General features: G+C 58.5%; 12 protein-coding genes, 1 pseudogene and 1 CRISPR repeat array. Of the genes and pseudogenes, 10 read left to right on the forward strand and 3 right to left on the reverse strand.

The window, feature by feature from the left end; translation table 11 throughout:
• Positions 1-57 precede the first annotated feature (57 nt).
• Positions 58-1,053 carry a TRAP transporter substrate-binding protein DctP gene (gene dctP / locus J3R80_RS05520; protein WP_275392751.1) on the reverse strand — a complete coding sequence of 332 codons (996 nt, stop codon included), beginning with the start codon at positions 1,051-1,053 and terminating at the stop codon, positions 58-60.
• A 216-nt stretch (positions 1,054-1,269) separates the two neighbouring features.
• Between dctP and J3R80_RS05525 the strand changes: the two genes are divergently transcribed.
• Positions 1,270-2,154, forward strand: coding sequence for a LysR family transcriptional regulator (locus tag J3R80_RS05525; protein ID WP_275392752.1), 885 nt, complete (start codon positions 1,270-1,272; stop codon positions 2,152-2,154).
• On the opposite strand, the gene J3R80_RS05530 is transcribed toward J3R80_RS05525, so the two are convergent.
• The gene (locus J3R80_RS05530) at positions 2,149-3,045 is read right to left on the reverse strand and encodes a LysR family transcriptional regulator (RefSeq protein WP_275392753.1); all 897 of its coding nucleotides are present in this window, start codon (positions 3,043-3,045) and stop codon (positions 2,149-2,151) included. The genes J3R80_RS05525 and J3R80_RS05530 overlap by 6 nt on opposite strands.
• 121 nt (positions 3,046-3,166) lie before the next feature.
• On the opposite strand from J3R80_RS05530, the gene J3R80_RS05535 reads away from it, so the two are divergent.
• The 3 genes from J3R80_RS05535 (at position 3,167) to J3R80_RS05545 (ending at position 5,623) form a co-directional block, all read left to right on the forward strand.
• The gene (locus tag J3R80_RS05535) at positions 3,167-4,183 is read left to right on the forward strand and encodes a D-cysteine desulfhydrase (protein ID WP_275392754.1); all 1,017 of its coding nucleotides are present in this window, start codon (positions 3,167-3,169) and stop codon (positions 4,181-4,183) included.
• Between the two features lie 79 nt (positions 4,184-4,262).
• Positions 4,263-5,249: a putative sulfate exporter family transporter gene (locus J3R80_RS05540; RefSeq protein ID WP_275392755.1), complete on the forward strand. Its 987-nt coding sequence runs from the start codon at positions 4,263-4,265 to the stop codon at positions 5,247-5,249.
• A gap of 23 nt (positions 5,250-5,272) precedes the next feature.
• Positions 5,273-5,623 carry a RidA family protein gene (locus J3R80_RS05545; protein ID WP_275392756.1) on the forward strand — a complete coding sequence of 117 codons (351 nt, stop codon included), beginning with the start codon at positions 5,273-5,275 and terminating at the stop codon, positions 5,621-5,623.
• Between the two features lie 381 nt (positions 5,624-6,004).
• Here J3R80_RS05545 and J3R80_RS05550 read toward each other — a convergent pair.
• Positions 6,005-6,576: pseudogene (locus J3R80_RS05550) on the reverse strand (DDE-type integrase/transposase/recombinase).
• 137 nt (positions 6,577-6,713) lie between these two features.
• Here J3R80_RS05550 and J3R80_RS05555 point away from each other — a divergent pair.
• The 6 genes from J3R80_RS05555 to cas2 all read left to right on the forward strand — a co-directional run bounded on the left by J3R80_RS05555 (position 6,714) and on the right by cas2 (position 13,398).
• Positions 6,714-7,178, forward strand: a complete 465-nt coding sequence (locus J3R80_RS05555) for a hypothetical protein (protein ID WP_275392757.1) — start codon at positions 6,714-6,716, stop codon at positions 7,176-7,178.
• Between the two features lie 31 nt (positions 7,179-7,209).
• On the forward strand, positions 7,210-7,839 hold the full coding sequence (locus J3R80_RS05560; RefSeq protein ID WP_275392758.1) for a hypothetical protein: 630 nt from the start codon (positions 7,210-7,212) through the stop codon (positions 7,837-7,839).
• Complete coding sequence (locus tag J3R80_RS05565) at positions 7,815-8,657, forward strand: hypothetical protein (protein ID WP_275392759.1); 843 nt, start codon at positions 7,815-7,817, stop codon at positions 8,655-8,657. The genes J3R80_RS05560 and J3R80_RS05565 overlap by 25 nt, the downstream gene beginning before the upstream one ends.
• Positions 8,658-8,864: 207 nt before the next feature.
• On the forward strand, positions 8,865-12,086 hold the full coding sequence (gene cas9 / locus J3R80_RS05570) for a type II CRISPR RNA-guided endonuclease Cas9 (protein WP_275392760.1): 3,222 nt from the start codon (positions 8,865-8,867) through the stop codon (positions 12,084-12,086).
• 59 nt (positions 12,087-12,145) lie between these two features.
• A complete protein-coding gene (gene cas1, locus J3R80_RS05575) occupies positions 12,146-13,057 on the forward strand; it encodes a type II CRISPR-associated endonuclease Cas1 (RefSeq protein WP_275392761.1) in 912 nt (303 codons plus the stop codon).
• Positions 13,054-13,398, forward strand: a complete 345-nt coding sequence (gene cas2 / locus J3R80_RS05580) for a CRISPR-associated endonuclease Cas2 (RefSeq protein ID WP_275392762.1) — start codon at positions 13,054-13,056, stop codon at positions 13,396-13,398. Before cas1 ends, cas2 begins: the two co-directional genes overlap by 4 nt.
• Positions 13,399-13,471: 73 nt before the next feature.
• Positions 13,472-14,231: direct repeats of the CRISPR family, unit length 36 nt; unit sequence AGTTTAGCTGTTCAGAATTCGAGGTCCAGCCGCAAC.
• Positions 14,232-14,257 lie beyond the last annotated feature (26 nt).

Consider the following 14,257-nt stretch of genomic DNA (forward strand, 5'->3'; position numbering starts at 1 on the left):
TTTTGAAAGAAGGGTCGGTGGCCCTGGAACGCAAGGGCCACCGATGAAAGCCACGGGTCAGGGAGCATGGCTTTCAAGAAGGGCGCGAACGCTGTCGGCCATTTCCATGCCGCAGGCCTCGTTCACCGTTTCGTCCCATTGGGGTTTCACGCTGGCAATCAGGCTTGCACGCTGTTCATCCGAAATGGACACGGCAGCACCGCCACCTTGCATCACGGCATTGCCGACCTGCTGATCCACCCAGGCTTCATAGCGCGGCTGTAACCAGGCTTCGGTCTCGGCGGCCGCGGCCGTCAGGGCCGCCTGTTCGTCGGCGGTCAGTGCATCGAACTTGGATTTGTTCATCATGTACTGAATGTTGCCATAGAACAGGTTGGCGTTGACCATATAGGGCATGACGGTCCAGAGCTTCCACGAGCTGTAGGTCGCAACGCCCATATTGATGCCGTCAACCACACCGCGTTCCGCCGATTGGAACACCTCTTTCGGGGCCACAAACACCGGCTCTCCGCCCCAGCTTTCGATCATCATGCTAACCAGCGGCCCGATCGAGCGCACCAGCTTGCCATCCAACTTGCCAATGTCTTCAATCGGTTCTTCGAACCACCATTCCTGATCGTAGGAATAGTTTGAATTGAACAGCGGCACCAGTCCGGCATTGGCGGCTTCGTTCTTGATCAGCTCCGCATATGCGGCATCCAGACCGGTTTGGTCTTCCAGGCTGACCTCAGCCGGGTAAAGCGACGTGACCGCATAGCAGGGCAGACGGTTGTCGGCATTGATCCAGCTGATGTCCGACACGCCACCCTGTACGGAATCAACCCCTTCGGACCAGCCGTGAAGCGTGCCCGACGGGAACACTTCAACCTTGACCGAACCGCCGGTTTTTTCTGCCACGAGATCTGCGAAATGCGTGAAGCCTTCATAGCGAATATCGGATTCGTTAACATAGGTGCTCAGACGCAGCGTGGTCTCAGCAGAGGCGACGCCAGCTGACAGACCCGCCGCCAAAGCAACAGCCATGGCCGTCGTCGATTTGATAGAAAAGTTCATATATTCCTCCCATTAAGCGGGTTTATCTGGCGGATCTCCTCACCGCCATGCCCTTGGCCCCCATCCCTGTGACACATGTGTTCGGTCTGGGTCGACCTGTCTCAAACGCTAGGCGAAAGGGCGCGATCAATGCCAACTCAAATGCGTCATTAAACTATGCAGTTATTGCATAACCATTCGTTTCCAGTAAGTTATATTTGATTCGGAGGGCGAAAATTGGACGTAAACTGGCTTCAGGACTTCATTTGTCTGGCGCGCGTCTTGAATTTTACCCGTGCCGCAGAGGAACGCAACATCACCCAATCTGCGTTCAGTCGCCGGATCAAATCGCTGGAAAACTGGCTGGGGGTGCCGTTGATCAAACGCTCCAGCTATCCGGTGCAATTGTCCGAAGCCGGGCAGCAATTTCTGCCGGTCGCGCAAGAGGCAATTGCCAATCTGACGGACATTCGCCAGACCCTGCGCGCGCAAGAACAGGGCCGCACTGCCTTTCAACGCTTTGCCGTCCTGCACACAATCTCGGTCAACTACTTGTCGCACCGTATTGCTGAATTTGAAGATCGCATTCCAAACCTGCGCGTGCGGATTTACTCGGACAATCTCAGCACCTGTTGCCAGCTCCTGTCGGACGGGACCTGTGATTTTCTGCTCTATTACCGGCACAAGGACGTGCAGCCGGTTTTTGAAGAACGGCATTTTGCGCGCAAGGATATCGGCACGGAACAGATGATCCCGGTGGCCCAAACCAACGCTGCCCGCGAAGGCGGGTGGGATCTGGACCATCCCGGGCGGCTGCAGATCCCGTATCTTGGCTATGACCCCAGCAGTTTCCTCGGATCCGTGGTTGATCAAATCATGGGCACCCGCTCGCCCCCTCTTGAGCTGCGATACATGGATGCGCTGACCGAGGCGATCAAACGGCGCATGTTGTCGGGCAGCGGGGTTGCCTGGCTGCCCGAAAGCGTGGTGTCAGAGGAGCTGGCCGCGGGTCAGGTGACGCAGGTTGGCGGGGAAAACTGGCAGGCCACGCTGACCCTGTCCTTGTTCTGCTCGCTTGAGCGTCTGGACAAAACCGGCGAGCAGGTCTGGAATGCGCTATAGCCCCACAGAGGGCTCAGGAATATTTGTCAGATCAGACCAGATTTGCGTGTTTCCCTCGCCCTGTTGATCAGAGAGGCGGATCAGCATGATGCCCAGATCCTGATGCGGCAGGTCATGTAACCGCCGCAGCCGCCCATCGGTTAAATGCCGTTTGACCAGGGTCAGCGGCAGCCATGCCACCCCTATGCCATCCAGCGCGTATTCACAGGCGGCAAGGGTCAGTGCGGTTTCCGCCTTTGGGGACAACATTACCCCTTGAGGTAACAAAGGCAAAATGCTCTGGCTAAGCAGGCGCCCCAGGAAAACATCAGGGGGATATGAGATGAACGGGATCTCAGGGTTTTCGGCGTGGAACGCAAGTTCAGGGGACGCCACCGGCACCAATGTATCGCCGCCCAGCCGCCGCATTTCAAATGCCTGCGGCACCGCAGGGCCGGGGGCCTCAGGGTGTTCATATGTCATTGCGAAATCGGCCTCGCCGGACAAAAGCAGCATCAGGCAATTGTCCCGGTTTCCGGATCGTACCCGCACGGAAATGTCCTGCGATTGGGTCAGTTGCCGCACCACCCATGGCGAGATTGTGGTGGTGATGGCGTGCTGGCAGACAAAAGTCACATCCCGCTTTGCGCCATCTGCAGCCGCTTTCAGGTCGTGTTGCAGGCGACGCAGCCGCGCGCCAAGCTCTCGCAATTCAGGTTCCATGGCCTGCACGCCGGGCAGGATGGTGACCGGCTTGCAGGACCGGTCAAACAGGGGCACACCGATCCGCTCTTCGATCAGCCGCACCCGCCGCGTGAACGCCGATTGGGTCAGAAACCGCCGCTCTGCCGCCCGTGTCAGGGACCCCGTGTCGATCACCGCCAAGATGTCATCAATCCAATCCAACTGCATGAGGTCACCATAGCGACACGCCCATATTATGCAAGATGTGCATGTTGGAGTGCATATTTCGAATTAGATTAGCGGGATTGACCACCATAAGATGCGAGAAAACCAACTTAGGAGTTTTTCGATGCATCTCGCCCGTTACCCCCGCCGCTTCATCGCCCACCTGCCCACCCCGCTTGAGCGACTGGACCGTCTGACCGCAGAGCTCGGCGGCCCGGAAATCTGGATCAAACGTGACGATTGCACCGGCCTGTCCACCGGCGGAAACAAGACCCGCAAGCTGGAATTCCTGATGGCCGAGGCCGAGTTGCAGGGCGCAGAGATGGTGATGACCCAGGGCGCAACCCAATCGAACCACGCGCGCCAAACGGCTGCTTTTGCGGCGAAACTGGGCATGGAGTGCCACATCCTTTTGGAAGATCGCACCGGATCCGACAACCACAACTACAATTACAACGGCAACGTTCTTCTGGACCATCTGCATGGCGCCACCACCGAAAAGCGCCCCGGTGGTCTGGACATGAATGCCGAGATGGAAGCGGTCGCCGACAAGCTGCGCGCAGATGGCAAAAAAGTGTACACCATCCCCGGGGGCGGGTCGAACCCGACCGGTGCGCTGGGCTATGTGAACTGCGCGTTTGAGATGCTGGCGCAGGCCAATGATCGCGGCCTGAAGCTCGACCACATCGTGCACGCCACCGGCAGCGCCGGCACGCAGGCGGGTCTGATCGTGGGTCTGAAAGCGATGAACGCGCAGATCCCTCTTCTGGGGATCGGTGTGCGGGCGCCCAAACCGAAACAGGAAGAAAACGTCTATAACCTGGCCTGTGCCACCGCCGAGAAGCTGGGCTGTGCGGGTGTCGTGCAGCGCGAAGATGTGGTGGCCAACACCGATTACGTCGGCGAAGGTTATGGCATCCCGACCGACAGCGGCATCGAGGCGATCCAGATGTTTGCCGAGCTGGAATCGATCCTGCTCGATCCGGTCTATTCCGCCAAAGGGGCCGCGGGTTTCATTGATCTGATCCGCAAGGGTCACTTCAAAAAAGGTGAACGTGTCGTCTTCCTGCACACCGGCGGTTCGGCCGCGCTCTTTGGCTATGACGGTGCTTTTGATCACAGCAAACGCTGGGTCGGCTGACGCCAGACAGTATCAGGTGCGCGTGATCTGGCACAGATTGCGCGCGCCAATTTCACATTTCCGCAGTCAGGAGCGAACCATGGTGTCGCTGATCAGGTCCCGCTGGGACACCCACTTTGGTGGCATTCTTTTGGTGTGCGTCATCGCCGCCGCTGCGACCTTTCTATCCGAACATTACGGTGCGCCTGCGATGCTTTTTGCATTGTTGATCGGCATGGCGTTTCACTTTCTTTATGACGATCAGAAATTCACACCGGGGTTGGAGTTTTCCGCCAAAACGCTGTTGCGATTTGGGGTCGGCCTGTTGGGCCTACGCCTGAGCATTGGGGATGTGGAAAGTGTCGGGCTGGGCGCGGTGGGCGCCGTTGTCGGCTTTGTTATGGCGACACTGGCCTGCGGGGCGGTCCTGTCTTTTCTCTTTGGCCGCAAGCTGGCCTTTGGCCTGTTGGCGGGCGGGTCGGTGGCAATCTGTGGCGCCTCGGCCGCCCTTGCCATCACCTCGGTTCTGCCTGCGAAAGATGACCGTGAACAGGACACGCTGTTTGTCGTGATCGGCGTCACTGCCCTGTCGACCATCGCGATGATTGCCTATCCTGTCCTGTTTCAGGCGCTCGGAATGAGCGATCTGGAAAGCGGATTTCTGATCGGGGCAACCATTCACGATGTGGCCCAGGTTGTTGGCGCAGGATATTCGATCAGTGACGAGGCGGGGGTGATTGCGACCTTCGTCAAGATGGTGCGCGTGGCCTTGTTGCCGGTGGTGATGATTGTGGTCATGGCGAGCTTTCGCGGCGCACAATCCCAGAAGATCACCCTGCCGTGGTTCCTTGTCATGTTTGTCGCGCTGGCGATTTTGACAAATACCGGGCTGGTGCCGCAGGTGATCATCAGTGCCATCGCCACCCTGTCCGGCTGGTGCCTGGTGATTGCGATTTCCGCCCTTGGGGTGAAAACCAGCCTTGCCACCATCCTGCGCGTCAAGCCCAGCTATGGCCTTATCCTTGTCGTCGAAACCCTCTTCCTTCTTGCGATTGCCGTGGCGTTTGTCATGTGCTTTGGCTTCTAACCAACCCATTGAAAGGACTTGATATGACCGAGATCAAACGTATGAAAAGCTCCGACCGGATGAGCCAGATCGTGACTTGCGGCGAGGTGATTTATCTCGCTGGCCAGGTGGCTTCGCCGGGTAGCAGCGTGACTGAACAAACCACACTCATCCTGGAACAGGTTGATAGCTTGCTGGCAGAGGCCGGTTCGGACAAAGAACACGTTCTTCAGGCGATCATCTGGCTTTCAGACATGGAAGGTTTTGCTGAAATGAATGCCGTTTGGGACAGCTGGGTTGCCCCCGGTCATGCGCCTGCACGCGCCTGCGGTGGCGCTGCTCTGGCCACGCCTGACTACAAGGTCGAGATCATTATCACTGCCCGGAAAAAGTAATCTGGTCAGGGCGGGCCGATGTGATATCGGAGCATAGGAGGAAAGGAGTGTGGCTGTTTCGCGGTCGCCAAAACGCTGCGAGTGCGCACTCCACCCACCTTTATCAAACATTCCAAGTCCGCGTACCAAAGCCTGAACGCTCCAGAAGTCAGCTTTCCGTTTCGCAACGAACGTCGGTGACCGATTTGGCGACATGGATTATAGCTCCGAAAGGGGGGGTGCAGGTGCAAAGAACGTCTGGTCTTGATCTTGCGACGTTCTTTCAAACTCAGTTGCTTGTGTATGTTTCCAATGCGATACACTTGTAAACGGCGGAGCAATTCTCGGCCATGCCTTGCCAACTTATTAATACAGGTTCGAATTCGGTCAGCTGCATGCCGGTCAGGCAGTCATCTCGAGAGGATAATCATTCCAGAGATCGAAGGCATCGATACGGGCATGGCGGTAGGATTTGGCGGAGAGGCGATAGCGGTGAGGGCGGAAGATGACATTGATCTGGTCGTGATGGGCAAGAAACCTCTGCGCCTGCCGGGGCGATTTGAACCACCCCATGATTTTCTCTCGTTTTCGGGTGGGGCGATGTGAGCCTTCGATCAGGTTGTTCAGACCCCCGTGCGCCCTGTGATCTGCATCCGGCGCAAGCGACTTGATCGGTTTGATATAGCTGCGCGATTTGTCTGTGATGACGACGCGCGGGTCACCGAAACGGTCAACCAGCCGCAGAAAGAAGCGCCGGGCCGGTCACGTTTGATACAGCCCGCGAAATGTTGGCCAAACCGGTTCACCCACTTGCGGACCGTCTCACGGCTGACCGTCACACCGCGCTCAGCCAAAAGATCCTCGACATCCGCCTTACTCAAAGAGAACCGATGGTGGGCCCAAACAGCATAGGCAATAATCTCACGCGGAAAACGGAGGCCTTTCAGGCGGGGCGTGTTCGGCGGAGTCTTCATGCTGCGCGGCTATCCGAAAACAAACGCACCAACAAGTTGGCAATGGCAATCATATCCACACGGCCAATCGGCTGTCCGGACGATGTCGAACCACCAGACGGTCGGCCCAAACTATGTACCAAAGGATGAAACTTACCATGACAGCTGAAGAGATCATTGCGCTTGTCGCGTCTTTGCTCGGCGGTGAGCCAGACGGCTCCACGTTCGAGACGATCCAGACTGCGCTTGAAAATCCTGCCTATGAGATGGAGATCGCACCGTGCGTTCGACCGATTGCGCCTTTCGAGATCGAAGGTGAAACGGTGATCTGCGGTACGCTCGAAGTCCCCGAAGACCATGACGCGCCGGACGGCAGGCAAATCACACTGAACTGGATCGTCTACAAGGCTCATTCCCTTTCTCCTCCGCCGGACCCGGTTGTTTACCTCCACGGAGGACCCGGTGGCGGCACGGTTCGGACTGTTTATCTAGTGACTGATTTCTTCGACCTCCTTCGACAGCGCCGGGACATCATTACGTTCGACCAGCGCGGCGTAGACGCGAGCGCGCCGGAAGTGGACTGCTTCGGCACACTTGCCGAAAACCTCGACGCGTCCGTTTGAACCTTCGCGGGTGAAGGTGCCGGATTTGCCTGTGACCTTCGCCAGAGAATGCCTCGAGGAGCTTTCGGATCGCGGCATCGACATCACCAAATATAAAACGACACAGAACGCCCTTGATGTCGGCGTCCTGATGCAGGCCATGGATTATCCCGAATACAACATTTATGGTGTTTCCTACGGCACGAAGCTGACGCTGGAGATGATGCGCCAAGAGGTGCCGGGCGTGCGATCCTTCATCCTCGATGGCGTCGCCCCCCCACATGTGCCGACCTACAACACGCTGATAACGCCCCCTGCCAGCGCAATTTTGAATACCTTCGCGCCGTGCGAACGCGATCCGGTCTGTAGCGAAGCCTATCCCGACATCACGGACCTCTTCGATTATATCGACGGGCGAAACGGACGTCGGTCGAATGCGTCAAACAAGATTTCCACCTATCTGCCGTTGATGGTGACCCAATTGGAAGAGAGCGATGTGACCCTTGCGTCTCAGATGATGTCCGGCCAAATCCCGCCGGTCGCAACACCTGACTCGGTTGTGGTGCAGGCTCAGGCGCGCGGGGTCGGCGGGAACGAACTTGCCCCATTCAAGGCGTCGCAACCGCCGCAAAAGTCATCGATCTGCAGCAGCAGCATGTGCAGACCTCGATCATCCAGCTAGAGAGCGATCTTGCAACCGCGGCGGCGGATCTTGGTGTCGCCGAACTCTTCGATGACCTTCTGGGAGAGGCAGTATCGGGTCTGGTCACGCGGGAAGAGCGGTTAGAGGCTGGTCGCGATTACCTGAATCTGCGGTTTGAAGAACCTGACCCTCTAAAGCTGGCATCGCTGATCGACGATAACTTTTCTGGACCTGAGGCCGGCCGGTTGCTGGCCCTGATCGAAGCGATGAGCGCCGATGACGTGGCACGGGTTTTCGAATTTGTCGGTGTCGACAACCAGGCTTTGGAAAGTGCGGTCGAGGGTTCATTCGAAGTCATGCTCTATGCCTGCCAAGAGGATTTCGTCGGGGACCACAATTCGACCGAAGGCTTCAACGCGGAAAACGCAGCTCTACCGTTCAGCGAAGCCTTTCTTGCTCAAACGGTGACTCCCCCGCCCGCCCTCTTCGCCGTCTGCGATGAGGTGTTCGACCCGGTCCCCAGAGACAGCTGGCTGGAACCGGTAGAAAGCGACAGGCAGGTTTTGATCCTCAACGGCGAAATCGACGGTCAAACCGACTTCAGTTGGGGCGCTAGGGCGGCAGAGACGCTTCCCAACAGCCTGAAGGGGCCCAATCCTTGTAGAGGTGCTATGGCTTCAGATGAGTTTATCCAGCTGCAGCTATTGGCCTACATTAGATTCCTACTTGGCCAAACTCGCCGCAATGCCGCATGTCATTCGATGAATAAGCGCATTGCAGCGCATCCGTTCGATCCTACTGTTTGCTGTCCGCGAAGATTCTCCGGGGCAGGTCAGGTCAAACCCCTGAGCGTTTGAACCAACGAAGTCGGATCCCACTTTTTCGAGACCAAACAGGAAACGCGCCCCGTAGGACGCGCTTCAATGTGGTGCTTCTTCGAGCTTGTTAACGGCTCGACCGCGAATTCTGAACAATCCGAGTGTTGCACGGCGTCGCCACACTTTCAAGTTGCAATCACTTCTTTCGTTTAAGAGACTTGCCGGAATTGCACGTAGGGGGACAAAATGCGCTTAGGTCTGGATATCGGCACCAATTCAATCGGCTGGTGGCTTTATGAAACCGACGGAAACGAGGCGAATGCCCGTATCATCGGGGTAATATCCGGTGGTGTGCGCATCTTCGCGGATGGGCGCGATCCGAAATCCGGGGCCTCGCTGGCGGTTGATCGCCGGGCCGCCCGCGCCATGCGCCGCCGCCGCGACCGGTATCTGCGCCGCCGCGCTGCGCTGATGAAGGTTCTGGCCAATGCGGGGTTGATGCCTGCGGACCCGGAGGAGGCGCGAAAGCTGACTGCCCTCGACCCCTACGAACTTCGCACGAAAGGGTTGGATGAGGCCCTGCCACTGACCCATCTGGGCCGCGCGCTGTTTCACCTTAACCAGCGGCGTGGGTTCAAGTCCAACCGCAAGACGGATCGCGGCGACAACGAGAGCGGCAAGATCAAGGATGCCACCGCCCGGCTCGATCAGGCGATCATGGCCAGCGGCGCCCGTACCTATGGCGAATTCCTGCACATGCGTCGTGAGCGTGCGACCGACCCGCGCCAAGTGCCCTCGGTGCGCACTCGCCTGTCGGTCGCCAATCGGGACGGGCCGGACGGCAAGGAAGAAGCCGGCTACGATTTCTACCCGGACCGGCGACACCTGGAGGAGGAGTTTCATAAGCTCTGGGCCGCGCAGGCCGGGGTCCACCCGGACCTGACCGACGATCTGCGCGATCTGGTTTTCGAGAAGATTTTCTATCAGCGTCCTCTGAAAGAACCGAAAATTGGGCTGTGTTTGTTCACTGCCGAGGAGCGCCTGCCCAAAGCTCACCCGTTGACCCAGCGCCGCGTGCTCTACGAAACCGTGAACCAGTTGCGCGTGACGGCGGATGGGCGGGAGACCCGACCGCTGACTCTGGAGGAGCGTGACCAGATCATTCATGCGCTGGATAACAAGAAGCCTACAGCGTCGTTGAAATCCATGGCCATGAAGCTGCCCGCTCTGGCGAAAGTGCTGAAACTGCGCGACGGCGAGCGGTTCACGCTGGAAACCGGCGTTCGGGATGCCATCGCCTGCGATCCGGTCCGGGCGTCTCTCTCGCACCCCGACAGGTTCGGCCCGCGTTGGTCCACGCTGGACGGCGATGCGCAATGGGAGGTGATCGCGCGCATCCGCAAGGTCCAGAGCGAGGCGGAACATGCCGCGCTGGTGGAGTGGCTGACGCAAACCCATGCACTCGACCGCGACCACGCCATGGCGACCGCCAACGCCCCCTTGCCCGAAGGCTACGGACGGCTGGGGCTGACCGTTACCACCCGCATACTGGAAAAGCTGGAGGCGGAAGTCGCCACTTACGCGGACGCCGTCGCGGCCTGTGGCTGGCACCATTCGGACCAGCGCACGGGCGAATGCCTTGATCATTTGCCCTATTACGGCGAGGTGCTGGACCGGCACGTCATCCCCGGCACCTATGATGAAAACGACGATGAGGTGATGCGCTATGGCCGCATCACCAACCCCACCGTGCATATCGGGTTGAACCAGCTTCGGCGGTTGGTGAACAAGATCGTCGAGATCTATGGCAAGCCCGACCAGATCGTCGTGGAACTGGCGCGGGAGTTGAAGCAATCCGAGCAGCAGAAAAAGGACGCGATGCGGAATATCCGCGAGGCGACGGATGCGGCGAAGAAGCGGAGTGAGAAGCTAGTGGGGCTGGGGCTGGAAGACAATGGCCGTAATCGAATGCTCCTGCGGCTTTGGGAGGATCTGAACCCCGATGATGCGATGCGGCGGTTCTGCCCCTATACGGGCAAGCGCATCAGCGCCGCGATGATCTTCGATGGCTCCTGCGATGTGGATCATATCCTGCCCTATTCACGCACGCTGGACGACAGCTTTGCGAACCGGACGCTCTGCCTCAAGGAAGCCAACCGGAACAAGCGCAACGACACACCTCATGAGGCCGCTCGGAAGGGCGTTCTGGACTGGGACGCTATCGAGGCCAACCTGAAGAACCTGCCGGACAACAAACGCTGGCGCTTTGCTCCCGATGCGATGGAGCGGTTCGAGGGCGAAAACGACTTTCTCGACCGGGCGCTGGTCGATACCCAGTATCTCGCCCGGATTTCCCGCACCTATCTGGACACGCTCTTTACCGAGGGTGGCCATGTCTGGGTTGTCCCCGGACGCCTGACCGAGATGCTACGCCGACACTGGGGCCTGAACTCGCTGCTCAGCGATGCCGGGCGCAGGGCGGTCAAGGCCAAAAACCGCACCGACCACCGGCATCACGCCATTGACGCCGCCGTGGTGGCCGCGACCGACCGCAGCTTGCTTAACCGGATCAGCCGCGCGGCTGGTCAGGGTGAAGAGGCGGGCCAGTCCGCCGAACTCATCGCCCGTGACACGCCGCCGCCTTGGGACGGGTTCCGCGACGATTTGCGCGTTCAGCTCGACAAGATGATCGTCAGCCACCGCGCCGATCACGGCCGCATCGACCGGGACAGCCGTAAACAGGGTAAAGACAGCACCGCGGGACAGTTGTATCAGGAAACCGCCTATTCCATCGTCGATGACACGCATGTTGCGAGCCGGACCGATTTGTTGAGCGTCAAGCCTGCACAGTTGCTGGACGAACCCGGCCGTAGCGGCCAAATCCGCGACCCGCAATTACGCAAGGCGTTGCGTGTGGCGACCGCCGACAAAACCGGGAAAGACTATGATATGGCATTGCGCGATTTCGCGACCAAGCCCGGCCCCTATCAAGGCATCCGCCGCGTGCGGATCATCAAGCCCTTGCAGGAACAGGCGCGGATACCGGTGCCCGCCGTTGATCCGATCAAAGCCTATCAGGGCGGCAGCAACCATTGTTTCGAGATTTGGCGGCTTCCCGACGGCAAGATCGAACCTCAGGTGATTACGACTTACGAGGCTCATACGCTTGACGTCCATAAGCGACCTCACCCGGCAGCAAAACGCCTTTTGCGCGTCCACAAGGGCGACATGGTGGCGCTGGAACGGGACGGGCGAACGATTGTTGGTCATGTCCAGCAAATGCACATTAAAAATGGACTGTTCATCGTTCCCCATAACGAAGCAAACGCAGATGCTCGAAATAGCGACAAATCCGACCCGTTCAAGTGGATTCAGATAGCGGCACGTCCCGCAGTCGAGGCCGGTGTCCGCCGTGTCTCGGTCGACGAAATTGGTCGGCTTCGGGACGGCGGTCCACCACCCCACTGAACCGGATTCGCGCGAATCGAAAAAAGATGCCATCCTTCCAAGGGCTTGGAGGGTAAGGTATGGACCAGATCGTGGATATCGCCACGGACGGGCGGCATCTGTCGCGCGAACGGGGGTTCCTGAAAGTCAGCGAGGGCACCGAGGAAATTGGCCGTATTCCGCTGGACCAGATCGCCGGGGTAATCGTCCATGCTCATGGTACCACATGGTCCACTTCGCTGCTGACGGAACTGGCGGATCGCGGGGCCCCCGTTGTTCTTTGTGGATCCAACCACGCACCGCGCTCCGTTCTCCTGCCCCTTGAAGGGCACCACGCTCAGGGTGCCCGTCTCCGTGCCCAGTGGCAGGCCAAGACTCCGCTCATGAAACAAGCCTGGAAGCAGGTTGTGATCTCCAAGATCACCATGCAGGCCGCCGTGTTGGAGGCCATGGGGGAAGTCCACGCCCCCGTCGCCATGCTCAAGCGCAAGGTTACCAGCGGCGACAGCACCAATGTCGAAGCCCAGGCCGCCCGCTACTACTGGCCCCGGATGATGGGCGAGGATTTCCGGCGGGATCGGACAGCACCTGACCTCAATGCGCTCCTGAACTACGGCTATACCGTCCTGCGCGCCGCCACCGCGCGTGCCGTCGTTGCTGCCGGGCTGCACCCCACTATCGGATTGCACCATTCCAACCGGGGCAATGCTTTTGCCCTGGCCGACGACCTGATGGAACCCTTCCGCCCGCTTGTCGATTGCTGCGTTCGCGGCCTCTCTGCCCGCAATGGAGCGCAAGTGGATACCGAGGCGAAACAGACCCTGGCCCGGCTCATCGCACTCGATTTGCCTCTGGGGGATGGTTTGACACCGGTTTCCGTCGCGCTCGGCAAACTCGCCGTTTCTCTGGGGCAGAGTTTCGAGCTCGGAACCCTGAGCCTCGCTCTGCCGGCGCCACCCGATGCGCTCAACCTTGCGGGGCTGGGGTCATGACCGCCGCCCCCGCCTTTCTTTCTGGATACCGGATCATGTGGATACTCGTGATGTTCGACCTGCCCACCGACACCAAGCCGCAACGCAAGGCCGCTACGGATTTCCGGAATTTCCTGCTGGACGAGGGGTTCGAGCGTAGCCAGTTTTCGGTCTATGCGCGGTTCGTTAATGGTAAGGAAGCCTTCCACACCCGCGTAACCCGGATCGAGCGGCATCTGCCCGACAAGGGGGACATTCAGATCCTCAACTTCACCGACCGGCAATATCGTGATATTGTGCATTTCTCGGATCAGGGTCGAAGAGCGGCCCGGAAGAATCCGGAGCAACTGGTGCTGTTTTGATGAAAATTGTTCAGATTGCCTCACCCGTCCTCTACCAAAACCTCTGTTGTTTCAGAGGTTTGGAAGAGGATCGAGTTTAGCTGTTCAGAATTCGAGGTCCAGCCGCAACGGCGTCGTCGGCCCTTCGAGATTTTCGTGAAGTTTAGCTGTTCAGAATTCGAGGTCCAGCCGCAACACGACCGAAGTGGTGGTCTACTCGGACTACAGTTTAGCTGTTCAGAATTCGAGGTCCAGCCGCAACGCGAGTTCACACTTCGTAAAAACCCCGTCAGTTTAGCTGTTCAGAATTCGAGGTCCAGCCGCAACGCAAGTTCACACTTCGTTAAAACACCGTCCAGTTTAGCTGTTCAGAATTCGAGGTCCAGCCGCAACGCGTGGTGAACCTGAATGTGAACCTCGAACAGTTTAGCTGTTCAGAATTCGAGGTCCAGCCGCAACGTGCCATCCGAGTATTCCGTGTCGAGGTAAGTTTAGCTGTTCAGAATTCGAGGTCCAGCCGCAACAAGGGATTTCGACGGCCCAACAATGATCTTAGTTTAGCTGTTCAGAATTCGAGGTCCAGCCGCAACGGCCGTACTGATCTTACTTTCGGTGGTATAAGTTTAGCTGTTCAGAATTCGAGGTCCAGCCGCAACCAGCTTGGTTGGGTTTGGTATTGGCACGGCAGTTTAGCTGTTCAGAATTCGAGGTCCAGCCGCAACCGGGTCATGCACGAAGTGCTTGAGACCGCCAGTTTAGCTGTTCAGAATTCGAGGTCCAGCCGCAACAGAGCGCCCGATCTGCTCAAAAACAGCCGTAGTTTAGCTGTTCAGAATTCGAGGTCCAGCCGCAACACCGAAGATAACTTCCCCTTCATTGT

Source organism: Aliiroseovarius sp. Z3 (assembly GCF_029105185.1).
Lineage (GTDB): Bacteria > Pseudomonadota > Alphaproteobacteria > Rhodobacterales > Rhodobacteraceae > Aliiroseovarius.